Source organism: Streptomyces sp. NPDC021225 (genome assembly GCF_044332865.1).
GTDB lineage: Bacteria > Actinomycetota > Actinomycetes > Streptomycetales > Streptomycetaceae > Streptomyces.
The window spans coordinates 1-26,993 of sequence record NZ_JBIRPV010000011.1; the positions used below are offsets into that span (position 1 = coordinate 1).

A 26,993-nucleotide genomic window follows, 5' to 3' on the forward strand; every position below is an offset into this window, starting at 1 on the left:
CGCTCTTCGCCCGGTTCGCGTCCCGCCAGGACGACTCCCCGCAGATGAAGATGATCGCCGCACTGCGCAACCAGTTCGGCGGCCACGCGGTCGAGAACAAGAAGTAACCAGCCCCCGCAAGGGAGCCGCCGGGGGAGGTCGGCACCGCCACCATGCATGTCACGCATCTGTCACTCGCCGACTTCCGCTCGTACGCCCGGGCCGAGGTCCCCCTGGGGCCGGGCGTCACGGCTTTCGTAGGGCCCAACGGCCAGGGCAAGACCAACCTCGTCGAGGCCGTCGGCTATGTGGCCACGCTCGGCAGCCACCGCGTCTCCTCCGACGCCCCGCTGGTGCGGATGGGCGCGGACCGGGCGATCGTGCGGGCCGCGATCGTCGAGGGAGAGCGGCAGCAGCTGGTCGAGCTGGAGCTGAACCCCGGCAAGGCCAACCGGGCCAGAATCAATAGATCCTCCCAGGTCAGACCGCGTGATGTGCTCGGCATTCTGCGTACGGTCCTGTTCGCGCCCGAGGATCTGGCCCTGGTCAAGGGGGATCCCGGCGAGCGCCGTCGCTTCCTGGACGAGCTGGTCACCGCCCGTTCGCCGCGCATGGCGGGGGTCCGCGCCGACTACGACCGGGTTCTCAAGCAGCGCAACACCCTGCTCAAGACCGCCGCGCTGGCCCGGCGCCACGGCGGCCGCGGCTCCGGCGGGGATGCGGCGCTGTCCACTCTGGACGTATGGGACCAGCATCTGGCGCGGGCCGGTGCCGAGCTGCTCGCCCAGCGCCTCGATCTGATCGCCGCGCTTCAGCCGCTGGCCGACAAGGCGTACGAGCAACTGGCCCCGGGGGGAGGCCCGGTGGGGTTCGACTACCGCAGCTCCGTCGGTGACGGCCTGGCGGCCTCGGGCACCCGCGAGGAGCTGTACGAGCAGCTCTCGGCCGCGCTCACCGCCGCCCGTAAGCAGGAGATCGAGCGCGGGGTGACGCTGGTCGGCCCGCACCGCGACGATCTGATCCTCCGGCTGGGCGAGCTTCCGGCGAAGGGCTATGCGAGCCACGGCGAGTCCTGGTCGTATGCGCTGGCCCTGCGCCTGGCCTCGTACGACCTGCTGCGCGCGGATGTCACGTGGGGGGCCGGCGGGCCATCCGCCGAGGGCGGAGGCGCCGGGGCGGGCCGGCGGGCGGGCGAGCCGGTGCTGGTGCTCGACGACGTCTTCGCGGAGCTCGACGAGCGGCGCCGGGAGCGGCTGGCCGAGCTGGTGGCTCCCGGGGAGCAGGTGCTGGTCACGGCGGCAGTGGAGGACGACGTCCCCGGTGTGCTGGCGGGCGCCCGCTATGCGGTGTCCGAAGGGGAGGTGCGGCCCCTGTGACCGAGCAGTCCGGGCCCCCGCCCACCCCGCCGGAGCCCTCGGGGGTCGACCTGGCGCGGGTGGCGCTGCGCGCCGCCAAAGAGCAGGCGCGCGCCCGTGGTGCGGCGGCGCAGCAGAAGAAGCAGGCGCGCCGAGGGGGCTTGCGCTCCGGCGCGCGCGCGGACGGGCGCGATCCGCTGCCGCTCGGCGCCGCGATCAGCCGGCTGATCACCGAGCGGGGCTGGGAGACCCCGGCCGCCGTCGGCGGGGTGATGGGCCGCTGGCCCCAGATGGTGGGGCCTGAGGTGGCGCAGCACTGTGAGCCGCTGCGGTACGACGAGGACGCGCGGGTGCTGACGGTGCGGTGCGACTCGACGGCGTGGGCGACCCAGCTGCGGCTGCTGGCCCCGCAGCTGGTGGCCCGGCTCAACGCGGATCTGGGCCAGGGCACGGTGAAGCTGATCAAGGTCTTGGGCCCGGGCGGCCCGGCCCGGCGTTACGGATCGCTGCGCGCCCCCGGCAGTACGGGCCCCGGGGACACCTACGGCTGACCTGGCGGTCTGTGTGCTCCTGTGCGCCCCCCGCGGGGCCGGGTGCGGGGGCGGTGCGGGTCGGCTGTGCAGGGGGTGGCCGCTGGGGCGTCTGTCATGGTTGCCGGTGGTTGACGTCCCGAAGCGCTGAGTGGCGGTGTGAGCCTCTTGGACCCCGTCCCCAGATATGGGGAGTCGGTGGTGACCGGTTCAGGGCGGCACATGCGGACTCAGGCACCGGCAAGCCCCCATTCTTGTCGGCGCTACCGGTAGACTGGGCGCGTACACCGTCGCCGCTTGCGCACCGAGCGCTTGCGGAAACATGTTGAACGACGCAGCCGCTCCTGCCTGCCCCGGAGACGGCTCGTGCTGTGCCAGAAAGGGCGCTTCGTGGCCGATTCCGGCAACCCCAACGAGAACATCCCGTCCGAGATCCCGTCCAAGGGCGGCGATGAGGCTCTGGCCTCGCCGTCTTACGACGCCAGTGCGATCACCGTCCTGGAGGGCCTGGACGCGGTCCGCAAGCGACCCGGTATGTACATCGGTTCCACCGGTGAGCGCGGCCTCCACCACCTCGTCCAAGAGGTGGTGGACAACTCCGTGGACGAGGCCCTGGCCGGTCACGCGGACAGCATCGAGGTGACGATCCTGCCCGATGGCGGGGTCCGCGTGGTCGACAACGGCCGCGGTATCCCGGTCGACCTCCACCCGGTGGAGAAGAAGCCGGCCGTCGAGGTCGTGATGACCGTGCTGCACGCGGGCGGCAAGTTCGGCGGCGGCGGCTATGCCGTCTCCGGCGGTCTGCACGGCGTCGGCGTCTCCGTGGTCAACGCGCTGTCGACGAAGGTGTCGGTCGAGGTCAAGCGGGACGGCTTCCGCTGGACCCAGGACTACAAGCTTGGTGTCCCCACCGCGCCGCTGGCCAAGAACGAGCCGGTCGCGGAGACCGGCACGACGGTCACCTTCTGGGCCGACCCGGATGTCTTCGAGACGACCGAGTACTCCTTCGAGACGCTGTCGCGGCGCTTCCAGGAGATGGCGTTCCTGAACAAGGGCCTGACCATCTCGCTGAAGGACGAGCGCGCGGCCCATGTGGACGAGGAGGGCAAGCCGCTCTCCGTGAAGTACTGCTACGAGGGCGGCATCGTCGACTTCGTGAAGTACCTGAACTCCCGCAAGGGGGAGCTGGTCCACCCCACGGTCGTCGGCTTCGAGGCCGAGGACAAGGAGCGGATGCTCTCGGTCGAGATCGCGATGCAGTGGAACACCCAGTACAGCGAGGGTGTCTACAGCTTCGCGAACACCATCCACACCCATGAGGGCGGTACCCACGAGGAGGGCTTCCGCGCCGCGCTGACGTACTTGATCAACAAGTACGCGCGGGACAAGAAGCTGCTCCGGGAAAAGGATGACAATCTCACTGGTGAGGACATCCGTGAGGGTCTGACCGCGATCATCTCGGTCAAGCTCGGCGAGCCGCAGTTCGAGGGCCAGACGAAGACGAAGCTGGGCAACACGGAGGCGAAGACCTTCGTCCAGAAGATCGTCCACGAGCATCTGGCCGACTGGCTGGACCGCAACCCCAACGAGGCATCGGACATCGTCCGCAAGTCGATCCAGGCGGCCACGGCCCGGGTCGCGGCCCGCAAGGCCCGCGATCTGACCCGCCGCAAGGGGCTGCTGGAGACCGCGTCACTGCCGGGCAAGCTGGCGGACTGCCAGTCCAACGACCCGTCCAAGTGCGAGATCTTCATCGTCGAGGGTGACTCCGCCGGCGGCTCGGCCAAGGCCGGCCGCAACCCGCAGTACCAGGCGATCCTGCCCATCCGAGGCAAGATCCTCAACGTCGAGAAGGCGCGGGTCGACAAGATCCTCCAGAACAACGAGGTCCAGGCGCTGATCTCGGCGTTCGGTACCGGTGTGCACGAGGACTTCGACATCAGCAAGCTCCGCTATCACAAGATCATTCTGATGGCGGACGCCGATGTCGACGGCCAGCACATCAACACCCTGCTGCTCACCTTCCTCTTCCGCTTCATGCGTCCGCTGGTCGAGGCGGGCCATGTCTTCCTGTCCCGCCCGCCCCTCTACAAGATCAAGTGGGGCCGGGACGACTTCGAGTACGCGTACTCGGACCGCGAGCGGGACGCGCTGATCCAGGCCGGCCGCGAGCAGGGCAAGCGCATCAAGGAGGACTCGGTCCAGCGCTTCAAGGGGCTGGGCGAGATGAACGCCGAGGAGCTGCGCGTGACCACCATGGACGTCGATCACCGCGTCCTGGGCCAGGTCACCCTGGATGACGCGGCGCAGGCCGACGACCTGTTCTCGGTCCTGATGGGCGAGGACGTCGAGGCCCGGCGCTCGTTCATCCAGCGCAACGCCAAGGACGTCCGCTTCCTCGATATCTGAGTCGGCCCCGAGCAGCCGCAGACGACAGAAGGACTTGACCAGCAATGGCCGACGAGAACACCCCGAACACGCCTGAAGACACCGCCCAGGGGGCTGCCGCGACGCTCCGCGTCGAGCCGGTGGGCCTCGAGACGGAGATGCAGCGCTCGTATCTCGACTACGCGATGAGCGTGATCGTGAGCCGTGCGCTGCCCGACGTCCGGGACGGCCTCAAGCCGGTGCACCGGCGTGTGCTGTACGCGATGTACGACGGCGGGTACCGCCCCGAGAAGGGCTTCTACAAGTGCGCCCGCGTCGTCGGCGACGTCATGGGCACGTACCACCCCCACGGCGACTCGTCCATCTACGACGCCCTGGTGCGGCTGGCCCAGCCGTGGTCCATGCGGATGCCGCTGGTCGACTCCAACGGCAACTTCGGCTCCCCGGGCAATGACCCGGCCGCGGCCATGCGCTACACCGAGTGCAAGATGGCCCCGCTGTCCATGGAGATGCTCCGGGACATCGACGAGGACACCGTCGACCTCCAGGACAACTACGACGGGCGCAACCAGGAGCCGACGGTCCTGCCGGCCCGCTTCCCGAACCTGCTGATCAACGGCTCGGCGGGGATCGCGGTCGGCATGGCCACCAACATCCCGCCGCACAACCTCCGCGAGGTGGCCGAGGGTGCCCAGTGGTTCCTGGCCAACCCCGAGGCCACGCCGGAGGAACTGCTCGACGCCCTGATCGACCGGATCAAGGGCCCGGACTTCCCCACCGGCGCCCTGGTCGTCGGCCGCAAGGGCATCGAGGAGGCGTACCGCACCGGCCGCGGCTCGATCACGATGCGCGCGGTCGTGGAGGTCGAGGAGATCCAGGGCCGCCAGTGCCTGGTGGTCACCGAGCTGCCGTACCAGGTCAACCCGGACAACCTGGCGCAGAAGATCGCCGACCTGGTGAAGGAAGCCAGGATCGGCGGCATCGCGGACGTCCGCGACGAGACGTCCTCGCGGACCGGCCAGCGCCTGGTCATCGTGTTGAAGCGGGACGCGGTCGCCAAGGTCGTCCTCAACAACCTGTACAAGCACACCGATCTCCAGACGAACTTCGGCGCGAACATGCTGGCGCTGGTCGACGGGGTGCCGCGCACCCTCTCGCTGGACGCCTTCATCCGCAACTGGGTCGCCCACCAGATCGAGGTCATCGTCCGCCGGACGCGCTTCAGGCTGCGCAAGGCGGAGGAGCGGGCCCACATCCTGCGCGGTCTGCTCAAGGCGCTGGACGCGATCGACGAGGTCATCGCGCTGATCCGGCGCAGTGACACGGTGGAGATCGCGCGTACGGGCCTGATGGACCTGCTGACGATCGACGAGATCCAGGCCAACGCGATCCTGGAGATGCAGCTGCGGCGGCTCGCCGCCCTGGAGCGTCAGAAGATCATCCAGGAGCACGACGAGCTTCAGGCCAAGATCAATGAGTACAACGCGATCCTGGCCTCGCCCGAGCGGCAGCGGCAGATCATCAGCGAGGAGCTGACCGCGATCGTCGAGAAGTACGGCGATGACCGGCGCTCCAAGCTGATCCCCTTCGACGGCGACATGTCCATCGAGGACCTGATCGCCGAGGAGGACATCGTCGTCACGATCACCCGCGGCGGCTATGTGAAGCGGACGAAGACCGAGGACTACCGCTCGCAGAAGCGCGGCGGCAAGGGCGTGCGCGGCACCAAGCTGAAGCAGGACGACATCGTCGACCACTTCTTCGTCTCGACCACCCACCACTGGCTGCTGTTCTTCACCAACAAGGGCCGGGTCTACCGGGCGAAGGCCTACGAGCTGCCGGACGCGGGCCGGGAGGCGCGCGGCCAGCACGTCGCGAACCTGCTGGCGTTCCAGCCGGACGAGCAGATCGCGCAGATCCTGGCGATCCGGGACTACGAGGCGGCGCCGTATCTGGTGCTGGCCACGAAGTCGGGGCTGGTGAAGAAGACCCCGCTCAAGGACTACGACTCGCCGCGGTCGGGTGGCGTGATCGCCATCAACCTCCGGGAGACGGAGGGCGGCCAGGAGGATGAGCTGATCGGGGCCGAGCTGGTTTCGGCCGAAGACGATCTGCTGCTGATCAGCAAGAAGGCACAGTCGATCAGGTTCACGGCCACGGACGAGTCGCTGCGGCCGATGGGGCGGGCGACCTCCGGCGTCAAGGGCATGAGCTTCCGCGAGGACGACGAGCTCCTCTCGATGAATGTCGTCCGTCCCGGTACGTTCGTGTTCACCGCCACCGACGGCGGGTACGCGAAGCGGACGAATGTTGACGAGTACCGCGTCCAGGGCCGTGGCGGCCTCGGCATCAAGGCCGCCAAGATCGTGGAGGACCGCGGTTCTCTGGTCGGGGCGCTGGTGGTCGAGGAGACTGATGAGATCCTTGCGATCACGCTCGGCGGTGGCGTAATCCGTACGCGGGTGAACGAGGTCAGGGAGACGGGCCGTGACACCATGGGCGTCCAACTGATCAACCTGGGCAAGCGCGATGCCGTCGTGGGCATCGCCCGGAACGCCGAGGCCGGTCGTGAGGCTGAAGAGGTCGAGGACGAGTCCGAGACCGTGAGTGAGGCAGCCGAGGGGGCCGCGTCCGAGGCGGCCGAGGGCACACCGCCCCCGGCCGACGAGACCGAGGAGTAAGTCGTGAGTGGAGCCACGGGTGCCGCGGGCGGCGGAGCGGGTGCCGGTCAGGGGCCGGTGCCGGGAGCCGCACCCGCCGGGGGCGTATCGTCCGCTTCGGCGGGCGCCCGTGGCCCCGCCACCGACTCCCATGGGGGAACAGTGACGGACATCAGGCAGCCGCAGCCGCCGTACGAGGGTTACTCGAGCAGCCCGCTGCCCGGCGAGCGGGGGCAGCAGCCGCCCGCGCAGCCGTACCACCCGCCGCAGGCGTACGCCCCGCCGGCCGCCGGCGCGGCGCACGCCGCCCGGGGCGGCACGGGGCAGCAGCCGACCGCGGTGCGCCGGCCGCGCTCCGAGTCGGGCGCCCGCCCGGCCCCGCGTACGCGCAAGGCGCGGCTGCGGGTCTCCAGGGCGGACCCGTGGTCGGTGATGAAGGTCAGCTTCCTGCTCGCGATCGCGCTGGGCATCTGCACCGTGGTCGCCGCGGCGGTGCTGTGGATGGTCATGGACGGAATGGGCGTCTTCAGCGCGGTGGGCGGGACGCTCAGCGAGGCCACGGAGTCCAAGAAGGGCACCGGCTTCGACCTGGAGTCGTTCCTGTCGCTGCCGCGGGTGCTGGTCTTCACCTCGGTCATCGCCGCGATCAACGTGGTGCTGGCGACGGCGCTGGCCACCCTGGGAGCCTTCATCTACAACCTGTCGGCGAGCTTCGTCGGCGGGGTGGAGGTCACGCTCGCCGAGGACGAGTAGCGGCCGTCCGTAACCGATTTTGGGACAGGGCTGGTCGTGCGCTAATCTTTCGGTGCAGCGCGGGGCTATAGCTCAGACGGTTAGAGCGCTTCCCTGATAAGGAAGAGGCCACAGGTTCAAGTCCTGTTAGCCCCACCGGCGAGATCAGCCCGGACGGAGATCTTCTCTCCGCCCGGGCTGATTCCGTAGAGGCGCCCCGGTAGTTGATGAAACGGTCCTCGGTCGACCAATGCCGGGCATAGGTCACCGAACGGTATCGGCCGGTGTGTATCATCGGGCGCCAGAGGTCCCCTACGTCAAGGAAAGAGACGAGGTAGCGCGGTGAAGAAGCTTCTCCTGGTCGCACTGGCCGCCATCGGCGGGCTCCTCGTGTACCGCCAGATCCAGGCGGATCGCGCCGAGCAGGATCTGTGGACGGAGGCGACCGACTCCGTGCCCGCAGGTTCGGGTGTGTGAGACCAACAGCTCTGTACAGGGCCTCGACCGCTGGAGCGGTCGGGGCCCTGTCGGCTTTACTGGCGGCCGTCGCGGAAAACGCGGCGATCCGGACCCTGTATTCACTCTTGCAAATGAATGGCTTGCATAAGCAAAGTTGAACGGGCCGTGCGGCCGGGACGACGAGGAGTGACCCCCGATGGATGACCGCAGCAAGGTCAGGACCGGCCTCGCCGCGGTGGCGGCGCTGTGCGTGGTGGCCACGGTGCCCGGGCCGGTCGGCCCGGCCTGGGCCGCGCCCGCGGACGGGGCCGGCGAGGCCCGGCCGTACCGGACCGCGGGGACCTCGGTCCAGGGCACCGGCGAAGCCGAGGGAGCCCCGCTGCTGAAGCCGGGGCGCGGCTACGTCGACAGCATCGCCGGAGGTGAGAAGCGTCACTACAGCGTCCAGTTGGACGCCACCTCCGGCGCGTATGTCTCGGCCGTCGCGGCGCCCCGGCCGGGGGCGGGCGTGGCCTCGTACCGCGACGGGCTCAAGGTGACGCTGGAGAGCCCCGACGGCACCATCTGCGGCAACTCCGACCGGAAGATCGAGGCGACCGGCGTGGCCTATCCGCTCGCCGACTACGCCGCGCGGCAGGTCGCCCCGGGCTCCGTGGCCTCCTGCCGGAAGGCGGGCCGGTATCTCGTCACGGTGGCACGCCCGGCCGGCTCCCAGGACCCCGCCCGCTGGCCGCTGGAGCTCCGGCTGATGGTGGAGCCGCCGGTGAAGGGCGGGGACAAGGAGCAGGCTCCTGAGGGCAGTTGGCGCACCACGCCGCCGGATCCGCCCACGGGCAAGGCCCGGTGGCGGACGGGCGGCACGGCGTTCAACGACGCGCGTCCGCTGTCCACAGGGGTGTGGGCGGACCAGATCAGGCCGGGCGAGACCCACTTCTACCGGGTTCCGGTCGACTGGGGACAGCGGCTCGACGCCACCGCCGAACTGTCCGCCGCGAAGACGGGAGGGACGGCCGGTGTGAACGACGCACTGGGGCTCAGGGTCTTCAACCCGGCGCGCGGCCTGACGAAGAAGAGCTCTTTCGTCGCCTACGAGGGCCAGGAGGCGCGGACGGAGGTGAGCACCATCCCCGTGGCGTACGGCAACCGCACCGCGCGCGCGGAGTATTCGGTGCGCACCACGAGCTTCGCCGGGTGGTACTACCTGGCGGTCACCGTGAGCCCGGACGTGGCGCGGTTCTTCGATGACGTCGTGCCGCTCACCCTGCGGGTGCGGGTCTCGGGCACCCCGAAGCCCGGTCCGACGTACGACGGGGACGCGGTCCGGGCGGGCTTCGGCCTCACGGATGCCGACCGGCGGGAGGCCGCGCAGGGGCCGCAGACCACGGACGACGCCACGGGGGTGCGCGCCGGGACGGACAACGGCCGGCTGCGGATGGTGGGCTATGTGAGCTACGCCGTGGGCGGGCTGCTGCTGCTCGGGCTCGGAGGGTGGACGCTGGCGGCCCGGCGGCGCGCCCCGGCGGCCGTGGCCGCGGCGCCGGGGCCGGGCAGGCACCGGCGGTACGGGCCGCCGTCGTCCTGGTAGTCCGGCTCGGCCGTGCGGTGCCCGGTCGGCCGGGGGCCGGTCAGCCCGCGGCCAGTAACGCCCAGGTGCCGACCGCGAAGCACAGCGCCGCGGCGACCAGGATCGCGATCACTGCCTTGCGGGGCGGTCCGGGGCGGCGGTGGGCGGTGGCGGAGGGAACCTGCGGCTGCGGAGCGGTGTATGGACGAGTGGAAGGGAATTCGTGCCGGGCCGCCGGAGCGGGAGCGGTGGCCGGAGTGGGAGTGGGGGTGGGCGCATGCGTGGGCGGGAGGCCCGGCCGGCGCGGATCGAGCGGGGACCGCGGCGGCTGTGGAGGGCGTGCGGGCGCCGGATGAGGGGTTGGATGAGGGGTTGGATGAGGGGTCGGCGGCTGCGGGACCCCGGAGTACGGGGTGTGGGGGGCGTAGGGGGCTTGGGGCCGTGGTGGTGGCGGCAGCGGGGTGTGCGGCTCGGGCACCCGCGGCTGGGGTGCCGACGGCGGCTGTGGGGTCGGGTGCGGGGCCGACTGTGGCGTGATCCCCGTGTGCGGCGTCTGGGGCTGTGGCGGGGGCAGTTGGAAGCTGCCGGTGTCCGACATCGACGGCCGCGAGACGGACGGCCGCGAGACGGACGGCTGGGGGTCGGACGGCGGGGGTGTCACGGGCCCCTGGGGAGCCGGTGGCCGGGGCGTCGGGCCGGTGCCCGCACCGTCCGCGTCCCTGGCTGTCCCCCGGTCGGTTTCCGTGCCGGTCTTCGTAGCCGAGGCTGCCCGCCCGGCCGGGCGGGTGGGGCCGTCGGACCCGAACCCCTCGGGGAGCGGCCCGAGATGGTCGAAGACCTCGATGACGTCGTCGTCGAGGGTGGGTTCCGGCAGCATCTCGGTGGCCGTGAGAAGCGCCTTGCGCGCCCCTGTGGCCGTGCGGAAGCGGTCCTCGGGATCGGGCTGGAGCAGATTCGCTATCACCTGCCACAGCGGCTCGGGCACCCCTTCGGGCGCGTTGGGCACGCCCTGCTCGAACACCTTGATCAGGGCGTCCGCGTCCGGCTTGTGCCCGCTGAGCAGATACAGCGCCACCAGCCCGACCGCGAAGAGGTCGGCCGGGAAATCCGGCTCCTCGCCCATCATCTGCTCGGGCGCGAAGTAACCGGGCGTCCCCATGACGAAGTTGGCCTCGGTGAGCCGGGGTTCCCCCTTCGTCAGCGCGATGCCGAAGTCGGACAGCCGCAGATGCGGCCGACCGGTCCCGGTGGCCTCCAGCAGGATGTTCGCGGGCTTGATGTCGCGGTGCACCACGCCTTCCGCGTGCACCGCCGCAAGGCCGGAGAGCAACTGGTCCACCAGCGTGCACACATAGCGCGGCGGCAGCGGGCCGTAGTCACCGATGAGGTGCGCCAGCGAGCCGCCGCCCACCAGGTCCATGGTGAACAGCACTTTGTCGTCGTCCGCCGCCCAGCTGGCCGGTGCCAGCACATAGGGGTGGTCGATGCGCAGCGCCTGTTCCCGGACGAATCGCAACAGGGTGTGCGCATCGCGCTGCTGCAACACCTTCGCCGCGACATACCGACGGCGCCTGTGGTCCCAGACGCGCCACACGGCGCCCACGCCACCGCGCCCGATCGGGTCGACCAGCTCGTACCGGCCCGCGAAGACTTCACCCATCGCGCGGCCCCCGCCCACTCATCGGCTCGTCAGCAGTCCGTCAGCCCATCAGTTCTGGTGCGCCTCGTAGTGGGCGACCGCCTCGGCGGTCCGCCCTGCGCCGTACACCCGGAGAAACTCTGCCAGCTCCGGGTGCGTGGGGGCGAGGGTGTCGGCGGCGTCGATGATGTCGCCCGCGGCGGAGACCGAGCGCAGCAGCGACTGGATCTCGCGGACCACGCGCCGCACGGTCGGGGCGCCGGTGCTCGCCGTGGTCTGGGTGGTGTTCAGGACGGAGCCTCCCGCGGACTTCTTGATCTCTTCCATGCGCTCGGCGGCCTCCGCGGCGCTGACCCGGCCGTCCGCGGCCTGGCTCGACAGCTCTTGCAGGGCCTGTACCCGCTGGACGACGGCCGGGTTGCCGATCTTCGCGCGCTGGCCGCTCATCAGCTGCGAGAGCATCGGCGCGGACAGACCGAGGACGGCGGCGAGGCGGGCCTGGTTGAGGCCGAGGTCGTCGATGAGACGGCGGAAGAGCGCCCCCAGCGGTTCCCCGTACCAGCTGCGTTGCAGCTCCCGTGCGCGGGCGGTGGCATCCTGCTGTGCTGCGTCCATTCGCTCTCCCCTTCGCTTCGCGGCAGCGAATCTTGCGTGGCATCCTACGGAGGGCGGTACGCGCGAGCGATACCCGGTCGGGAAAGGCGGTCACGACCAGGTATCCTGATCGGCGACGGGGCCTTAGCTCAGTTGGTAGAGCGCCGTCTTTGCATGGCGGATGTCAGGAGTTCGACTCTCCTAGGCTCCACTTTCGTCACCGGCCAGGACACCGATGTGTGTCCTGGCCGGTTTGTCGTGCCGCCATCGCCGCGTACGGTCCCTCGGCCTGATTCCGCTCGGCCGGGTTCCTCGGCGCGCTCCAGGGCTGCCGTTCCGGGGCATTGTCCTCCCGCATGTTGCCCGATGTTGCCGCTCTCGCGGTTGTCGCGTGCAACACCACGTCGATCCCCCACGCTGGCCTCAACTCGGGCAAGCGGTCCGGGAGTCGTCTGGTCGGCGCGATCAGCCGTGCAGGGAGACAAGATGCGTGAGCTGCGGCCATTGGGTGATGGTCTGAGCGAGGAATGCCGGGAATTCGCCCTGGCACTGCGGAACCTGTTCAAGGGGCTGGATGTCTCGGTGCGCAGATACGCCGCGCGCAGGCACCGCGATCCGGGCACGCTCTCGCGCTATCTGAGCGGGATGCGCATCCCGCCGTGGGAGTTCGTCCAGGACCTGTTCACCGATCTCGCCGAGCGGCGGGGCGCCGCGGCGACCCCGGCCGCCATCGAGCTGGTGCGGGAGCTGCACCGGGCCGCGGTGCACACGAGCGGGTCGCCCGGCCACGCGATGGAGATCCTCCAGCATCAGCTGGCGGACGCCGACCGGGAGGCCCGGGCGTCCAGCGTGAAGGAGGACGTGCTCGGTGAGGCTCTGCTGGACCGCCAGCACCGCATCGCCGATCTCGAGGTGCGGCTGAGCCAGCTGGAGTCGGAGTGGGCGGCCGAGCGGATGCGGGCGGACACGCTGGAGCTGGGCCTTCCCGATCACGCGGAGCTGATCAAGGAGCGGGACATGCTCCGGCGCGAGGTGAAGCGCCTCGCCGAGGAGCTGGAGGATGTGCGGCTGCGCGGCATGCTGGCGGAGGACCGCTGCCAGATGCTGGAGCGGCAGCTGGCCATGGTGGAGTCCCAGCGCCCCGCGGCGGCCCCGGGGCCGGAGGAGGTGCCGGACGCCCCCGCGGGGCCCGCGATGGCCAAGCCCTGCTCGGGGCTCCGTCCGAAGATCCTCGTGGTCGACGACCAGCACAACAACCTGCTGGCCATGGAGGCCGTGCTGGCCACACTGGACCAGGAGCTGGTGACCGCGGCCTCGGGGCAGGAGGCCCTCAAGGCGCTGCTCGACCACGACGACTTCGCGGTGATCCTGCTGGATGTGCAGATGCCGGAGATGGACGGCTATGAGACCGCGGCCCATATCCAGCGGCGGTCCCGTAACCGGGACATCCCGATCATCTTCCTGACCGCGATGGGTGCCGATCCGGAGCACTCCTCCCGGGGATACGCGGCCGGGGCGGTGGACTACATCGCCAAGCCGTTCGATCCCTGGGCGCTGCGCGCCAAGGTCTCCGTCTTCACGGAGATCTTTCTGGAGAGGCGCCGGTACAGCGAGCGCGCCGCCGCCCACTGACCGGCCCGGTTCAGCGCTCCTTCTTCTCGTCCGCCTGCTTGGCCTGCGCCTCGGGGTCGAGCGCGGACTGGTCGCTGCCGTCCACCGACGTCAGCGGCTCGCGCCCGCCCACCTCGGTCGCCGCCGGGGGCTCGACCAGCCAGTCGGGGTTGGCCTGCCTGTTCCACCACTTCCACGCGGCGAGGGCAACGGCGCCCACGAGGCCGACGAAGATCGCGCGCTTGGCGATGCGGCCGGTGCGTGCCCTGCGGCGGTGCCGCCTGGCGAGCCTGTTGATGTCGGCCGCGGTCACGTTCCCGTGCAGGGCGGCGAGGGCCGCGGCGCTCCGGATGAGGGCCTCCTCGCGCATCGGCCCGGCGGCGGTGCGCACCCCGGCGATCGCGAGCTGGACGCGCGGCGCGGTGTACCGGGCGGCCCGGCGCGCCGCCCTGCGGGTGCGGGCGGTGGCGCGGGTGGCGGCGGCGTCGACCCCTCGGGGCAGGGTGCCGCGGGCCTGGGTCAGCCGCGGTGCGATGTGCACGTGGTACTGGACGCCGGCGGTGTGGCGGGCGTGGTGTGCGGCGTGCGTAACCTTCGGCGCCAGCTGTACGCGGGCCGTGTGCGCGTAGCGCGCGGCGGTGCCCTTGGCCGTGCCGGCGTAGGGTGCCACCGCCTCCGCGGCGTGCAGGAAGCTGCCCTTGGCGGTGCCGGTCGCGGCTCGCACGCTGTCCATGCGGGTCACGGGATCCTCCTCCTCGGTGGCGGTGCTGTCGGTCGTGAGGCGTTCTGTCCTTAAAGTGTTTTATATGGTGTTCTGGTCATTATGAAGATCATGCCGGTTCGCGGGGCGCCGGGCACGCGTGGTCGGGCATCCGGGGCACACGGGCGACCCGGGCACGTGCGGCTTCCCGTCCGGGGCAGGTACGGGTTCCCGCCCGAGGCGGCATGAATCGTGTGCGCCGCGCGCGGCTTCGGCGGGTACGCGTCCGTCCGGCGTCCGTGCGAGGATCGGGGGACCGCAGTGAAACCTATGGAAGGTAGATCGTGGCTGAGCAGCTCTACGCCACCCTGAAGACGAACAATGGCGACATCGTGGTCCGGCTGCTGCCGAACCACGCCCCGAAGACGGTCAAGAACTTCGTGGAGCTCGCCGAGGGCACCCGTGAGTGGACCCACCCGGCGACCGGTAAGCGGGCCAAGGAGAAGCTGTACGACGGCACCGTCTTCCACCGCGTGATCAGCGGCTTCATGATCCAGGGCGGTGACCCGCTGGGGAACGGCACCGGTGGCCCCGGCTATGAGTTCGGCGACGAGTTCCACCCTGACCTGTCGTTCAACAAGCCGTACCTGCTGGCGATGGCCAACGCCGGCCCGGGCACCAACGGCTCGCAGTTCTTCATCACCGTCGCGCCCACCACGTGGCTGACCGGCAAGCACACCATCTTCGGCGAGGTGGTCGACGAGGCGAGCCAGAAGGTCGTGGACGCGATCGTGGGCACCTCGACCAACCCGCGGACCGACCGGCCGCTCAACGACGTCGTCATCGAGTCGGTCGTCGTGGAGACCCGCGAGGGCTGACCTCGTACGGGTCCGTTCCGGGCCGCACAGGACCCGGTGACGGGAACTTCGCGCCCCGCCTGTCCGTCTTGACGGCAGGCAGGCGGGCGCGTGGGCCCGGTGCGAGCATGGAGTGCAGGGCAAGGGGAGACGATGGAGGACCAGGCGGTCTGCTGCTATCGGCACCCGCAGCGGGAGACCGGCATAAGCTGTGTCCGCTGTGAGCGGCCGATCTGCCCGGAGTGCATGATCAGCGCCTCGGTCGGTTTCCAGTGCCCGGAGTGTGTGCGCGGCGGTGGACAGGGCTCCTCCGCCGGCCCCGCTCCGGCGGGGCACGCGGTGCGGGATGCCAGGCCGCGCACGATAGCGGGCGGCGCCCTCACCTCCGATCCGCGGCTGCTCACCAAGATCCTCATCGGGATCAACCTCGCCGTGTGGTTCATGGCGCTCGCGGTCGGCGACCACTTCGTCAACGCCCTCGATCTGGTGGGCCGGGCGTACGACCCGGGCACCAACAGCCTGGTGGGCGTCGCCGAGGGTCAGTGGTACCGGCTGCTCACCTCGGTCTTCCTGCACCAGCAGCCCATCCACATCGCCTTCAACATGCTGTCGCTGTGGTGGCTCGGCGGGCCGCTGGAGGCGGCGCTCGGCCGGGCCCGCTATCTCACGGTGTATCTGCTGGCCGGACTGGGCGGCAGCGCGCTGTCATATCTGCTCGCGGCGCAGAACCAGCCCTCGCTGGGCGCCTCCGGTGCGATCTTCGGTCTGCTGGGTGCGACGGCGGTCCTGATGCGCCGCCTCCGGTACGACATGCGGCCGGTCATCGCGCTGCTCGTGCTGAATCTGCTCTTCACCTTCACCTGGGCCAACATCTCCTGGCAGGCCCATGTGGGCGGGCTGGTGGTCGGCACGGTGGTGGCGTACGGGATGGTGCACGCGCCGCGCGAGAAGCGCGCGCTGGTGCAGCAGGGCACCTGTGTTCTGGCGCTGCTCGTGATCGTCGCGATGGTGTGGGTGCGCACGATGGAGCTGACCGGCTGACCGGCTGACCGGCTGACCGGCTGACCGGCTGACCGGCTGACCGGTCCGCTGGCGGGCCGGCCTGCCGGTGCACGGGCCGGTGTACGGGTTGGCCTCCGGGATATCCACAGCGCAGTTGTCCACAGCGGGCGGCCGATCTTGTGCAAGCTGTGGAGAACATCAGTGCGGGTCCGCACTCATCTGCGTTTGCGCAGGCAGAGGCCGGTGTCAACGATCGAACGGAAGTGCTCGGCCGATCACACCGGCGTCAATGCGGCGGAAGTTATCCACAGATCTTCTGAGTTTTCCCCGGCTGTGGATAACTCTGTGGACGACCAGGGTGCGGAGGATCGGAGAGCCGATCCTACTTCCACTGAGTGGAGACCACGAACCCGGCGGCGATGAAGCCGAAGCCGACCACGATGTTCCAGTTGCCCAGGGATTCGACAGGCATGTCCCCGGTGGTCACATAGAACATCACGATCCAGGCGAGGCCGATGAGGAACATCGCCAGCATCAGCGGAGCCACCCAGCGGCGGCCGCTGTTCAGACTGATGCTAGTGGCCTGCTTCGCCGGCGGCGGCGTGAAGTCGTCCTTCTTGCGGATCCGTGACTTCGGCACGAGGAACTCTCCTGTCGATGCGCTGCGTAACCGCGCGGATTGGTACGGACGGCGCCGGGTCGGGACCGGCCGGGGGACCACGCCCTTCCCTTGTGGGCGTCAGTTAGCGTAGTCCTTCCGCGGCGTCGTAAGGAGTAAGGGTACGTTGAGCAATTCCGCCGGCACCCCCACCCCGGGCCCCCGCCGCCCCGCCTTCCGCCCCGTCCGTCTGCTGACCGCCGCGGTCTTCGCGCTCGCCGGACTGATCTTCTGGACCAGCTTCAACACCGCCCAAGGCACCAATCTCCGCAGCGACGAGTCCATGCTGCGGCTGTCCGACCTCATCCAGGAGCGCAGCCGCAAGAACGCCCAGCTCGACGACGGCGCCGCCCAGCTGCGCTCGCGGGTCGACGCCCTCGCCCGCCGCGACAACGGCGCCACCGACGCCGAGCGCCGCGAGCTCGCGGCGCTGGAGCGGGCCGCGGGCACCGAGAAGCTCACCGGAACGGGGCTCTCCGTCACCCTCACCGACGCCCCGCCGAACGCCACGGCGAAGATCCCCGGAGTGCCCGAGCCGCAGCCCAACGACCTCGTCATCCACCAGCAGGACCTCCAGGCCGTGGTCAACGCGCTGTGGCAGGGCGGCGCCCGGGGGATCAAGGTCATGGACCAGCGGCTGATCTCGACCAGCGCGGTGCGCTGCGTCGGCAACACCCTGATCCTCCAGGGCCGGGTCTACTCGCCGCCGTACACGATCACCGCCGTCGGCGACCGGGGCAAGCTGCGCGCCGCCCTGACCGCCTCCCCCGCCATCCAGAACTACCGCAGCTACGTCGAGGCGTACGGGCTCGGCTGGAAAGTCGCCCAGCACGACCGCGTGACTCTGCCCGGCTACTCCGGCACAGTGGACCTGCACTACGCCCAGCCCCAGTGAGCTGAACCCGGAAAACCCGGCAAGCGCGGCAAACGCCGCGAACACGGACAGGTGTGCGGCCGATGAGGGTGCGACTGGTCATCAGGACGCTCAGTGAGGCGTGTCTCACCGTCGGCACCGTGATCGTCCTCTTCGTCGTCTACATCCTGTACTGGACCGGGGTCCGCGCCGACCGCGCGATGGACGGGGAGATCGACCGGCTTCAGGACCGATGGGCGACCGGCCCCGTCGGCGGCGCGGCGACGGCGGCGCAGGGCCGGGCCGAGCCGCGGCCGTACCGGGACGGCTCCTCCTTCGCGATCATGTACATCCCGCGCTTCGGCACCGACTGGGTCAAGCCGGTCCTCGAGGGCACCGCGACCGACACCCTGAAGAAGGGCCTGGGCCACTACGCGCGCACCGCCCGACTCGGCGCCCGGGGCAACTTCGCCGTCGCCGGGCACCGCCGCACCTACGGCGACCCGTTCAAGGACTTCCCCCGGCTGCGCCCCGGCGACGCCGTGGTGCTGACCGACGGCGCGACCTGGTACACGTACCGCATCGACCAGCGGCCCTACCGCACGCTGCCCACCGACGTCGGCGTGATCGACCCGGTGCCGCGCAAGTCCGGATTCCGGGGCCCGGGCCGCTATCTGACCCTCACCACCTGTGAGCCGGAGTGGGGGCACAGCCACCGGCTGATCGCATGGGCACATCTGGACGCCACCCGTCCAGTGACCGAAGGCAAGCCGGAAGCTTTGCTCCACTGACCCACCGGCCCCAGGCCCGGCCCCTTACTCTGGTGCAGTCGACTTCTTCGTCGTGGGTAGGGATGGCATGTACGGCTGGATCTGGCGGCATCTGCCGGGCAACGCATGGGTGCGGGCGCTGATTTCGCTCGTCCTGGTGCTGGCGATCGTCTTCGTGCTCTTCCAGTACGTCTTCCCGTGGGCGGAGCCCCTGCTTCCGTTCGGCGACGTGACGGTCGACGAGGGAATGGCGGGCCCCCGGTGAGCGCACGCATCCTGGTCGTCGACAACTACGACAGCTTCGTCTTCAACCTGGTCCAGTACCTCTACCAGCTCGGCGCCGAGTGCGAGGTGCTGCGCAACGACGAAGTGGCCCTGGGCCACGCCCAGGACGGCTTCGACGGCGTCCTGCTCTCCCCGGGCCCCGGCACCCCCGAAGAGGCGGGCGTCTGCGTCGACATGGTGCGGCACTGCGCGGACACCGGAGTGCCGGTCTTCGGCGTCTGCCTGGGGATGCAGTCCATGGCCGTCGCGTACGGCGGGGTCGTCGGGCGCGCTCCCGAGCTGCTGCACGGCAAGACCTCGCTCGTGACGCACCAGGGCGCCGGGGTCTTCCGCGGCCTGCCGTCGCCCTTCACCGCCACCCGCTACCACTCGCTGGCCGTCGAACGGGACACCGTCCCGGACGAGTTGGAGATCACGGCCTGGACGGAGACGGGCATCGTGATGGGGCTGCGCCACCGTCGGCTGCGCGTCGAGGGCGTGCAGTTCCATCCCGAGTCGGTGCTCACCGAATGGGGTCACCGCATGCTCGCCAACTGGCTTGAGGAGTGCGGCGACACGGGGGCGGTGGGGCGGTCGGCGGGCCTGGCCCCCGTGGTGGGGACGGTCGGCGGCAAGGCCGGCGAGTGACCGCACTGCGCCCCGAGCGCGAGGGCGCGCCCCAAGGCGCCCAGGAGCCCGACCCCTACGCGTCGTACGAGCCGAGCGGGCCGCACGACGCCTATGACGATGCCTATGGGGAGACGGACGCGTTCGCGGCGGCTGTGGAGGGGCTGGACGACCCCCTGACCGACCCGCTGCCGAGACCCTCGCCGGGGCTGGTGCCGGGGATCGTGACCGGGCCCGCCCCGGGGCCTGTGGCCGGGCCCACAACAGGGGCCACACCAGGGCCCGCCACAGGGCCGAACACAGGGCCGAACACACGGCCGGACACACGGCGCGCCACGGGGCCCGACAGACGGCCCGGCGCAGGGGCCGCACCAGGACCCACCACGGGGCCCGTGACGGGAGCCGCCAGAACGGCCGCTGCCGGGCCTGTGGCGGGGCATACGGCCCCGTCTGTGCCAGGACCCGCCCCAGCCTCCGAGGGGCCCTCTGGAGGCCCGTCCCGGGCCCGTCACCGCCGCGCCCCCGCGCCACCCGCCGGGCCCGCCGATCCGGAGGCGACGGCCGTGCTGTCGCCGGTGCCCGCGGCGGAGGCTCCGGAGGCTCCGACGGTTCCGGCAAGGGGATCCGGCCGGCGGCGGGCTCCGGCGGCCGACGACGAGACCGTGGCGCTGCGCGCGGTCCAGCCTCTCCAGGGCGACGACCAGACGGTGCTGCTGCGGCAGGTCCAGGCGCCCCCCGCGCCGGCGGAGACGGGCGGGGCGGAATCCGCCGGCCCGAGGTCCGGCGACGGCGGGGGCGAGCCGGGCGCCGCGGCCGGCCCGCAGGACCCGCCGTCCGGGGGCCGGGCCGCCCGTCGGCGGGCCGCGCAGGCGGCGGCCAGGCGCGGCGGCGGCAGAGGGGGGGCCCGCGCGCGCGGCGGGGCGGGCGGCAAGGACGACAGCGCTACGAGTACCGCCGCCGCCGAGGCCGGGAGCGAGCTGCGGACGACGGCGGCCGCCCCCCGCACCCGTATGGAGGCCAAGCGCGCCGCCCGGGCGCGCAAGGACAGCCCCGCCGTCGTCGTGAGCCGTCTCGTCGGTGAGCTGTTCATCACCGTCGGCGTGCTGATGCTGCTTTTCGTGACGTACCAGCTGTGGTGGACCAACATCCGGGCTCACCAGCAGGCGAACGGCGCCGCGAACAGCCTCCAGAAGAAGTGGGACCGGGACGGCGCCGGGAACCGCGATCCGGGCACGTTCTCGCCGGGCGAGGGGTTCGCGATCCTCTACATCCCCAAGCTGGACGTCAAGGCCCCGATCGCCGAGGGGATCAGCAAGCTGAAGGTCCTCGACCACGGCATGGTCGGCCACTACAACGAGGGCAAGCTGAAGACCGCCATGCCCTGGGACAAGAAGGGCAACTTCGCGCTGGCCGGGCACCGCAACACCCACGGCGAGCCGTTCCGGTACATCAACAATCTCAAGCCCGGCGACAAGATCGTCGTGGAGACCCAGAGCGCGTACTTCACCTACGAGATGACCAGCATCCTGCCGCAGACCCCGCCCTCGAACACGGGGGTGATCGGTCCGGTGCCGCCTGGCTCAGGCTTCACGAAGCCGGGCCGCTACATCACCCTGACGACCTGCACCCCCGAGTTCACCAGCAAATACCGCATGATCGTCTGGGGCAAGATGGTCGACGAGCGGCCGCGGAGCAAGGGCAAGCCTGACGCGCTGGTCCAGTGAGCGAGCACGGCCGGGAACTCAGCAAGACCGGGGAGCCAGAAAGACCCGGAAGACCGGGGAAAGAGGTACGACGCGGTGGCACGGACCGACCAAGACGAGCAGCGGGACGAGCACCCCGCCGAGGCCGCGAGGCAGCGCCGCCCCCGCGGGCGGATAGCCGCGGCCGTCGGCATCCTGGGCGAGCTGCTGATCACCGCGGGGGTGCTCCTCGCCCTCTTCGTCGTCTACTCGCTGTGGTGGACGAATGTGCTGGCCGACCGTGAGGCGAAGAAGCAGGGCGACCGGGTGCGCAAGCAGTGGGCGCAGCAGCAGCAGGGGCCCGGCAAGCTCGACACCAAGGACGGCATCGGCTTTCTGCATGTGCCGGCGATGCACAACGGCGAGGTGCTGGTGAAGAGGGGCACCGCGACGGAGACGCTCAACGACGGCGTGGCGGGCTATTACACCAAGCCGGTGAAGTCGGGGATGCCGTGGGACAAGAAGGGGAACTTCACCCTGGCGGCACACCGGGACGGGCACGGCGCCAAGTTCCACAACATCGACAAGCTGCACAAGGGCGATCCGATCGTCTTCGAGACCCGGGACACCTGGTACATCTACAAGGTCTACGCGGAGCTGCCCGAGACCTCGAAGTACAACGTGCGGGTGCTCAGCCCGGTCCCGAAGGAGTCGGGGAGGACGAAGGCGGGCCGCTACATCACGCTCTCCACGTGCACGCCGGTCTACACCTCGCTCCACCGCTACATCGTCTGGGGCGAACTGGAGCGCACGGAGAAGGTCGACGCGGACCGCACGCCCCCCAAGGAGCTGCGCTGACCGCGCGCGCCCGGTCCGGCTGACGCCGGTCCGGCCGACGGAGCAGCGAGAAGCCCCGGCCGCCCGATTCCCGGGCGCCGGGGCTTCTCGCTGTCGTGGCTGCTACCGCACTGCGCGGACGCGCTATGTGGAGGGTCCGCCGGACGGGCCGCCGAACGGGATGGAGCCGCCGTTGCCGTTCCCGCCGTTGTCACCGCCCCCGTTGTCGCCCTGCCCCTGGATGGCGGTCAGGTTGACGATCTGACCCTTGGCCACCTGGGAGCCCTCTGCCGGGTCGGAGAACACCACCGTGGCGTTGTCGTCCTGCGATCCGGTGACGTTGCCGACGGTGAGACCGGCGCCCTCGATGGCCTTCTTGGCGTCCTTGAGCTTCAGGCCGCGCACCTGAGGCACCGCGACGTTGTCCTGCTGCGCGGGCGCCTTGGCGACGGTCAGGGTGACGGTCGAGTTGGGCAGGACCTCCGAGTTGCCTTCGGGGTTCTGGCTGATGACCGTCCCCGCCTCGACGCTTGCGTTCTCGACCTCCGTGGTCGTCACCTGGAGGCCCTTGCCCTCGAGCGTCGACTTGGCGTCCTCGAGCTTCTGGGTGGTCACATCGGGGACGACGATCTTCGACTGCTCCCGGGCGACGGTCAGGGTGATCTCGGTGCCCCGCGGGACCTTCTTGCCGCCCTCGGGGTCCTGGGCCGTGACCTTGCCGGGGGTCTGGTCGGACTCCTCGGTCTTCTTGGTGACCTCGAAGCCCTTGGCCTTGAGCTGCCTCTCGGCGCTCTCGTACTGGACGTTGATGACGTCCGGGACCTCGACCTTCTCGGCCGGCTTGGGGCCCTTGGACATGGTCAGCTCGACCGTGCCGTTGCGGTCGACGGCCTTCGGGCCCTCCTCCACGCTCTGCTTGCAGACCGTGTTCTTCTTCTCTTCGCAGAAGATGGGGTCGCCGGTCACCTCGACCCTGAAGTTGCCGTTGTTGGCGCTGTCCTTGGCTTCGGCGAGGGTCATACCGACCATCCGCGGCACATCGACCTTGTCGCCGGCCCCGTTGCCGCTGAAGATCGCTTTGCCGATGAAGATCGCTCCGACCAGCACCAGGATTCCGGCCAGGACCAGCAGGATCGTCGAGAGGTTGCTCTTCTTCTCGGGCCCGCGCCTGCGGTCGGGGCGCTCGTCGTAGCCGAAGCCCCCGTCGTCGTCGCGCACCGGCGGCAGCATCGAGGTCGGCGCGCCGGCGTCCTGCGACCGCAGCATGGTCGTGGGCTGGTCCTCGCCGCCGTAGCCGACCGCGCCCAGCGCGGCGGTGGCGGCGACCGGCTGGCCCTCCAGGGCCGCCTCGATGTCGGCGCGCATCTCGTCGGCCGACTGGTAGCGGTAGTCCGGGTCCTTGACCAGGGCCCGCAGGACGATCGCGTCCATCTCCGGGGTGATCTCCGGATCAAACGCGCTCGGCGGCTGCGGTTCCTCCCGTACGTGCTGGTAGGCGACGGCCACCGGGGAGTCGCCGATGAACGGCGGACGCACGGTCAGCAGCTCGTACAGCAGACAGCCGGTGGAGTAGAGGTCGCTGCGCGCGTCGACGGTCTCGCCCTTGGCCTGCTCGGGGGAGAGGTACTGGGCGGTGCCGATCACGGCGGCGGTCTGGGTCATGGTCATGCCGGCGTCGCCCATGGCCCGGGCGATGCCGAAGTCCATCACCTTGACCTGGCCGCTTCTGGTGAGCATCACGTTCGCCGGCTTGATGTCACGGTGGACGATGCCGTTGCGGTGCGAGTACTCCAGGGCCTGGAGAATCCCGGTGGTCATCTCCATGGACCGCTCGGGGAGCAGCTTTCTGCCGGAGTGCAGCAGCTCCCGCAGGGTGGACCCGTCGACGTACTCCATCACGATGTACGGGATCGAGACGCCGTCGACGTAGTCCTCGCCGGTGTCGTAGACCGCGACGATCGCGGGATGGTTGAGCGAGGCGGCCGACTGGGCCTCTCGGCGGAACCGGGCCTGGAAGGACGGGTCACGGGCCAGATCCACCCGCAGCGTCTTCACGGCGACAGTGCGGCCGAGGCGGGTGTCGTGGGCGAGGTAGACCTCGGCCATGCCACCGCGGCCGAGCACAGAGCCCAGCTCATACCGGCCGCCGAGGCGACGCGGCTCTTCCATAGCTACTCCAGCCCTCTTCCGTCATTCCCGGCCGCACCCGTGGGGGCCCGGCGGTGTGCTGCTCGGGCATACCGTACCCGGGACGCCGCGCCGGACCCGGCCTCGGTCGCTACTTGATACGTGACCGGTACGACGACGTGCGGGATCGGCATCAAGACGTGACCGGGGTCACTTCTGGCTGTCGAGCACCGCCTTCATCACGTCCTTGGCGATCGGCGCGGCGAGCTTGCCGCCGGCGATGTCGTCGCGGAGGGTGTCGGAGCCCTCGATGACGACCGCGACCGCGACGGGCGAGGAGCCGTCCTTGCCCTTGGCGTAGGAGATGAACCACGCGTAGGGGTTCTTGCTGTTGGCGACGCCGTGCTGGGCGGTACCCGTCTTGCCACCGACCGTGACGCCCGGGATCTGGGCGGCGGTTCCGGTGCCGGACTTGACGACCGTCTCCATCATGTCCTGGAGCTTGCGGGCGGTGTCTTCGGAGACCGGGTTGCTCATCGTCGCGGGCTCGGTCTGCTCGATGGTGTTGAGGTTCGTGTCGCGCAGCTTGTCGACCATGTACGGCTTCTTCAGGTCGCCGTCGTTGGCGATCGCCGCGGCGACCATGGCCATCTGGAGCGGGGTGGCGCGGGTGTCGAACTGGCCGATGGAGGACAGGGCGTTGGAGGGCCGGTCCATCTCCTCGGGGTAGACGCTCGCGTCGGCGCGGACGGGGGTGAAGACCTCGTCGTTGAAGCCGAACTTCTTGGCCTGCTCGAGCATCTTCTCCTTGCCGAGGTCGTCACCGAGCTTGCCGAAGACGGTGTTGCAGGAGATGCGGAGGGCTTCCCTGAGGCTGACGTTCTTGCACTGGATGCTGCCCTCGTTCTTCAGGTTCTGGGTGGAGAGCGGCAGTTTGAACGGCACCGGCGAGTCGGTGGGCTCGTCGATGTTCTCGTACTTGCCGTTTTCCAGCGCCGCGGCCGCGGTGACGACCTTGAAGGTCGAGCCGGGCGGGTAGGTCTGACGCAGCGCCCGGTTGAGCATCGGCTCGTCCGGGTTGTTCTTCTTCTGGAGCGCCTGCCAGGCGGACTCGTCCTTCTTGCTCGCCCCGGCGATGGTGGACGGGTCGTAGCTGGGGGTGCTGGCCAGCGCGAGGATCTTGCCGGTGCGCGGGTCGATCGCGGCGACGGCGCCCTTCTTGTTGCCCAGGCCCTTGAACGCCGCTTCCTGCGCCTTGGCGTTCAGGGTGGTGATGACGTCGCCGCCGGTCTTGTCCTTACCGGTGAGCATGTCGATGGTGCGGTTGAAGAAGAGCCGGTCGTCGTTGCCGGTGAGGATGCCGTCCTCGAGGTTCTCGATCTGGTTGGTGCCGTAGACCTGCGAGGCGTAGCCGGTGACCGGCGCCCACATCTCGCCGTTCTTGTAGGTGCGCTTGTACTTGTAGTTGATGCCGTTGGTCTCGGCGGACCCGGTGATCGCCCGGCCGTCGACGATGATGTTGCCGCGCGGCTGGCTGTAGCGGGCGATGTCGACGCGAAGGTTCTTCTTGTGGTTCTTGAGCTCGTCGGCCTGGACGTACTGGATCCAGTTGTCCCGCAGCAGCAGGGCGAAGACGAGGAGGCCGCAGAAGATCGCGATTCGGCGCAGGGGCTTGTTCACGGTCGGACCACCTGGGTCATCTCGGCGTCGGTGGACGGGGCGGGGGCCGGTGCCGGGCGGCGGGCGGTGTCGCTGATCCTGATGAGGATCGCGATGAGCGCCCAGTTGGCGAGGACGGACGATCCGCCGTAGGCGACGAACGGCATGGTCATACCGGTCAGCGGGATCAGGCCCATCACACCGCCGGCGACCACGAAGACCTGGATGGCGAAGGCCGCGGAGAGCCCGATGGCCAGCAGCTTGCCGAACGGGTCGCGGGCGGCGAGAGCGGTGCGTACGCCGCGCTCCACGATCAGGCCGTACAGCAGCAGGATCGCCATGGTGCCGGCCAGGCCCAGCTCCTCGCCGACGGTGGCGAGGATGAAGTCGGAGTTGGCGGCGAAGCCGATGAGGTCGGAGGCGCCCTGGCCGAGCCCGGTGCCGAAGACGCCGCCCGAGCCGAAGGACATCAGGGCCTGGGCGATCTGATCGGTGGTGGCCCAGCTGGGCCGGGGGTTGTCGTAGACGGCGAAGGGGTGCAGCCACGCCATCACACGGACCTTGACGTGCGGCTCGAAGGACGCCACGCCGACCGCGCCGACCGCCGACATCAGCATGCCGAAGACGATCCAGCTGGTGCGCTCGGTGGCCACGTACAGCATGACCACGAACATGCCGAAGAACAGCAGCGAGGTGCCCAGGTCGGTCTCGAAGACGAGGATGAGGATGCTCATCGCCCATACGACGAGGATCGGGCCCAGGTCACGGCCGCGCGGCAGGTACAGGCCCATGAAGCGGCGGCTGGCGAGCGCCAGCGCGTCCCGCTTGACCATCAGGTAGCCGGAGAAGAACACCGCGATGATGATCTTCGCGAACTCGGCGGGCTGGATGGAGAAGCTGCCGACCCTGACCCAGATCCGGGCGCCGAAGACGGGCGGGAAGAAGACCGGGAGGATCAGCAGGATCAGCGCGCCGATCATGGAGATGTAGGTGTAGCGCTGGAGGATCCGGTGATCCTTGAGGAAGATCACCACGCCGACGAACAGCGCCACGGCCATCGCCGAGTAGATCAGCTGGTTGGGGGCCGCGGCCGAGAAGACCTGGTTGGCGTTCTCGGCGCGCTGGGCCAGTCGCCGGGACTGGTCGAGGCGCCAGATGACCACCAGGCCGAGGCCGTTGAGGAGGGTCGCGATCGGCAGCAGCAGCGGGTCGGCGTAAGGGGCGAACTTACGCACCACCAGGTGGCCGACCCCGGCGAGCAGGCCGAGGCCCAGGCCGTAGCTGAGCATGCCCGAGGGCAGCTCATCGCTGAGGGCCAGGCCCGCGTTGGCGTAGGCGAAGACCGGGACGATCACCGCGAAGACCAGCAGCGCCAGTTCGGTGTTGCGCCTGCTCGGCGGGCCGACCGTGCTGATGGTGGTCGTATTGCTGGTACTGCTCATGGAT

At 70.1% G+C, this 26,993-nt stretch carries 23 protein-coding genes, 2 tRNA genes and 1 pseudogene; 19 read left to right on the forward strand and 7 right to left on the reverse strand.

Features of this window, described 5'->3' with window-relative positions; all coding sequences use genetic code 11:
• The 9 genes and pseudogenes from ACH4S9_RS35270 to ACH4S9_RS35310 form a co-directional block, all read left to right on the forward strand.
• Positions 1-107 (forward strand): annotated as a pseudogene (locus tag ACH4S9_RS35270) (6-phosphogluconate dehydrogenase); the annotation flags it as partial.
• Positions 108-152: 45 nt separating this feature from the next.
• Positions 153-1,355, forward strand: coding sequence for a DNA replication/repair protein RecF (recF, locus tag ACH4S9_RS35275; RefSeq protein WP_358846720.1), 1,203 nt, complete (start codon positions 153-155; stop codon positions 1,353-1,355).
• A complete protein-coding gene (locus tag ACH4S9_RS35280; RefSeq protein ID WP_311725985.1) occupies positions 1,352-1,885 on the forward strand; it encodes a DciA family protein in 534 nt (177 codons plus the stop codon). Before recF ends, ACH4S9_RS35280 begins: the two co-directional genes overlap by 4 nt.
• A 345-nt stretch (positions 1,886-2,230) precedes the next feature.
• On the forward strand, positions 2,231-4,273 hold the full coding sequence (gene gyrB / locus ACH4S9_RS35285; RefSeq protein WP_398375639.1) for a DNA topoisomerase (ATP-hydrolyzing) subunit B: 2,043 nt from the start codon (positions 2,231-2,233) through the stop codon (positions 4,271-4,273).
• A 44-nt stretch (positions 4,274-4,317) separates the two neighbouring features.
• Entirely contained in the window at positions 4,318-6,933 is a 2,616-nt protein-coding gene (gyrA, locus tag ACH4S9_RS35290; protein ID WP_398375641.1) for a DNA gyrase subunit A, read from the forward strand.
• A gap of 141 nt (positions 6,934-7,074) precedes the next feature.
• The gene (locus ACH4S9_RS35295; RefSeq protein WP_311726192.1) at positions 7,075-7,665 is read left to right on the forward strand and encodes a DUF3566 domain-containing protein; all 591 of its coding nucleotides are present in this window, start codon (positions 7,075-7,077) and stop codon (positions 7,663-7,665) included.
• A gap of 61 nt (positions 7,666-7,726) precedes the next feature.
• Positions 7,727-7,800: transfer RNA gene (locus ACH4S9_RS35300), tRNA-Ile, on the forward strand.
• A gap of 186 nt (positions 7,801-7,986) precedes the next feature.
• The gene (locus ACH4S9_RS35305; protein WP_003958712.1) at positions 7,987-8,121 is read left to right on the forward strand and encodes a DLW-39 family protein; all 135 of its coding nucleotides are present in this window, start codon (positions 7,987-7,989) and stop codon (positions 8,119-8,121) included.
• 178 nt (positions 8,122-8,299) lie between these two features.
• Positions 8,300-9,688, forward strand: coding sequence for a hypothetical protein (locus ACH4S9_RS35310; protein WP_358846723.1), 1,389 nt, complete (start codon positions 8,300-8,302; stop codon positions 9,686-9,688).
• 40 nt (positions 9,689-9,728) lie between these two features.
• On the opposite strand, the gene ACH4S9_RS35315 is transcribed toward ACH4S9_RS35310, so the two are convergent.
• Complete coding sequence (locus ACH4S9_RS35315; protein ID WP_398375643.1) at positions 9,729-11,327, reverse strand: protein kinase; 1,599 nt, start codon at positions 11,325-11,327, stop codon at positions 9,729-9,731.
• Positions 11,328-11,375: 48 nt separating this feature from the next.
• Positions 11,376-11,921, reverse strand: coding sequence for a transcriptional regulator (locus ACH4S9_RS35320; RefSeq protein WP_014177978.1), 546 nt, complete (start codon positions 11,919-11,921; stop codon positions 11,376-11,378).
• Positions 11,922-12,038: 117 nt separating this feature from the next.
• Here ACH4S9_RS35320 and ACH4S9_RS35325 point away from each other — a divergent pair.
• Together ACH4S9_RS35325 and ACH4S9_RS35330 are read left to right on the forward strand one after the other, a co-directional pair.
• Positions 12,039-12,111 (forward strand) — tRNA-Ala (locus ACH4S9_RS35325).
• A 275-nt stretch (positions 12,112-12,386) separates the two neighbouring features.
• A complete protein-coding gene (locus ACH4S9_RS35330; protein WP_311725980.1) occupies positions 12,387-13,532 on the forward strand; it encodes a response regulator in 1,146 nt (381 codons plus the stop codon).
• Positions 13,533-13,542: 10 nt separating this feature from the next.
• Here ACH4S9_RS35330 and ACH4S9_RS35335 read toward each other — a convergent pair whose 3' ends face one another.
• A complete protein-coding gene (locus ACH4S9_RS35335; protein WP_398375645.1) occupies positions 13,543-14,253 on the reverse strand; it encodes a DUF5324 family protein in 711 nt (236 codons plus the stop codon).
• Positions 14,254-14,555: 302 nt separating this feature from the next.
• Between ACH4S9_RS35335 and ACH4S9_RS35340 the strand changes: the two genes are divergently transcribed.
• A complete protein-coding gene (locus ACH4S9_RS35340; RefSeq protein WP_311725978.1) occupies positions 14,556-15,089 on the forward strand; it encodes a peptidylprolyl isomerase in 534 nt (177 codons plus the stop codon).
• A 132-nt stretch (positions 15,090-15,221) separates the two neighbouring features.
• Positions 15,222-16,109: a rhomboid family intramembrane serine protease gene (locus ACH4S9_RS35345; protein ID WP_311725977.1), complete on the forward strand. Its 888-nt coding sequence runs from the start codon at positions 15,222-15,224 to the stop codon at positions 16,107-16,109.
• A gap of 343 nt (positions 16,110-16,452) precedes the next feature.
• Here ACH4S9_RS35345 and crgA read toward each other — a convergent pair whose 3' ends face one another.
• Positions 16,453-16,710: a cell division protein CrgA gene (gene crgA, locus ACH4S9_RS35350; RefSeq protein ID WP_311725976.1), complete on the reverse strand. Its 258-nt coding sequence runs from the start codon at positions 16,708-16,710 to the stop codon at positions 16,453-16,455.
• A gap of 145 nt (positions 16,711-16,855) precedes the next feature.
• On the opposite strand from crgA, the gene ACH4S9_RS35355 reads away from it, so the two are divergent.
• From ACH4S9_RS35355 to ACH4S9_RS35380, 6 genes are all read left to right on the forward strand, one after another.
• Positions 16,856-17,623, forward strand: coding sequence for a DUF881 domain-containing protein (locus ACH4S9_RS35355; protein WP_311725975.1), 768 nt, complete (start codon positions 16,856-16,858; stop codon positions 17,621-17,623).
• 62 nt (positions 17,624-17,685) lie between these two features.
• Entirely contained in the window at positions 17,686-18,372 is a 687-nt protein-coding gene (locus ACH4S9_RS35360; protein ID WP_311725974.1) for a class E sortase, read from the forward strand.
• A gap of 52 nt (positions 18,373-18,424) precedes the next feature.
• Positions 18,425-18,616: a hypothetical protein gene (locus ACH4S9_RS35365; protein WP_352130763.1), complete on the forward strand. Its 192-nt coding sequence runs from the start codon at positions 18,425-18,427 to the stop codon at positions 18,614-18,616.
• Positions 18,613-19,263: an aminodeoxychorismate/anthranilate synthase component II gene (locus ACH4S9_RS35370; RefSeq protein ID WP_398375648.1), complete on the forward strand. Its 651-nt coding sequence runs from the start codon at positions 18,613-18,615 to the stop codon at positions 19,261-19,263. Before ACH4S9_RS35365 ends, ACH4S9_RS35370 begins: the two co-directional genes overlap by 4 nt.
• Complete coding sequence (locus ACH4S9_RS35375) at positions 19,260-20,966, forward strand: class E sortase (RefSeq protein WP_398375650.1); 1,707 nt, start codon at positions 19,260-19,262, stop codon at positions 20,964-20,966. The genes ACH4S9_RS35370 and ACH4S9_RS35375 overlap by 4 nt, the downstream gene beginning before the upstream one ends.
• A 75-nt stretch (positions 20,967-21,041) precedes the next feature.
• On the forward strand, positions 21,042-21,782 hold the full coding sequence (locus ACH4S9_RS35380) for a class E sortase (RefSeq protein WP_398375652.1): 741 nt from the start codon (positions 21,042-21,044) through the stop codon (positions 21,780-21,782).
• A gap of 123 nt (positions 21,783-21,905) precedes the next feature.
• Here the strand turns inward: ACH4S9_RS35380 and pknB are convergent, their stop codons facing one another.
• From pknB to ACH4S9_RS35395, 3 genes are all read right to left on the reverse strand, one after another.
• Entirely contained in the window at positions 21,906-23,930 is a 2,025-nt protein-coding gene (gene pknB, locus ACH4S9_RS35385) for a Stk1 family PASTA domain-containing Ser/Thr kinase (protein WP_398375653.1), read from the reverse strand.
• A gap of 168 nt (positions 23,931-24,098) precedes the next feature.
• A complete protein-coding gene (locus tag ACH4S9_RS35390) occupies positions 24,099-25,568 on the reverse strand; it encodes a peptidoglycan D,D-transpeptidase FtsI family protein (RefSeq protein WP_385346715.1) in 1,470 nt (489 codons plus the stop codon).
• Positions 25,565-26,989, reverse strand: coding sequence for an FtsW/RodA/SpoVE family cell cycle protein (locus tag ACH4S9_RS35395; RefSeq protein WP_311725968.1), 1,425 nt, complete (start codon positions 26,987-26,989; stop codon positions 25,565-25,567). Before ACH4S9_RS35395 ends, ACH4S9_RS35390 begins: the two co-directional genes overlap by 4 nt.
• Positions 26,990-26,993: the final 4 nt, after the last annotated feature.

Coding starts and splice junctions, on each gene's coding strand:
- gyrA (WP_398375641.1), top strand. CDS start 4,318: ATGGCCGACGAGAACACCCCGAACACGCCTGAAGACACCGCCCAGGGG.
- ACH4S9_RS35320 (WP_014177978.1), bottom strand. CDS start 11,921: ATGGACGCAGCACAGCAGGATGCCACCGCCCGCGCACGGGAGCTGCAA.
- recF (WP_358846720.1), top strand. CDS start 153: ATGCATGTCACGCATCTGTCACTCGCCGACTTCCGCTCGTACGCCCGG.
- ACH4S9_RS35360 (WP_311725974.1), top strand. CDS start 17,686: ATGAGGGTGCGACTGGTCATCAGGACGCTCAGTGAGGCGTGTCTCACC.
- ACH4S9_RS35345 (WP_311725977.1), top strand. CDS start 15,222: ATGGAGGACCAGGCGGTCTGCTGCTATCGGCACCCGCAGCGGGAGACC.
- ACH4S9_RS35330 (WP_311725980.1), top strand. CDS start 12,387: ATGCGTGAGCTGCGGCCATTGGGTGATGGTCTGAGCGAGGAATGCCGG.
- ACH4S9_RS35310 (WP_358846723.1), top strand. CDS start 8,300: ATGGATGACCGCAGCAAGGTCAGGACCGGCCTCGCCGCGGTGGCGGCG.
- ACH4S9_RS35395 (WP_311725968.1), bottom strand. CDS start 26,989: ATGAGCAGTACCAGCAATACGACCACCATCAGCACGGTCGGCCCGCCG.
- ACH4S9_RS35315 (WP_398375643.1), bottom strand. CDS start 11,327: ATGGGTGAAGTCTTCGCGGGCCGGTACGAGCTGGTCGACCCGATCGGG.
- pknB (WP_398375653.1), bottom strand. CDS start 23,930: ATGGAAGAGCCGCGTCGCCTCGGCGGCCGGTATGAGCTGGGCTCTGTG.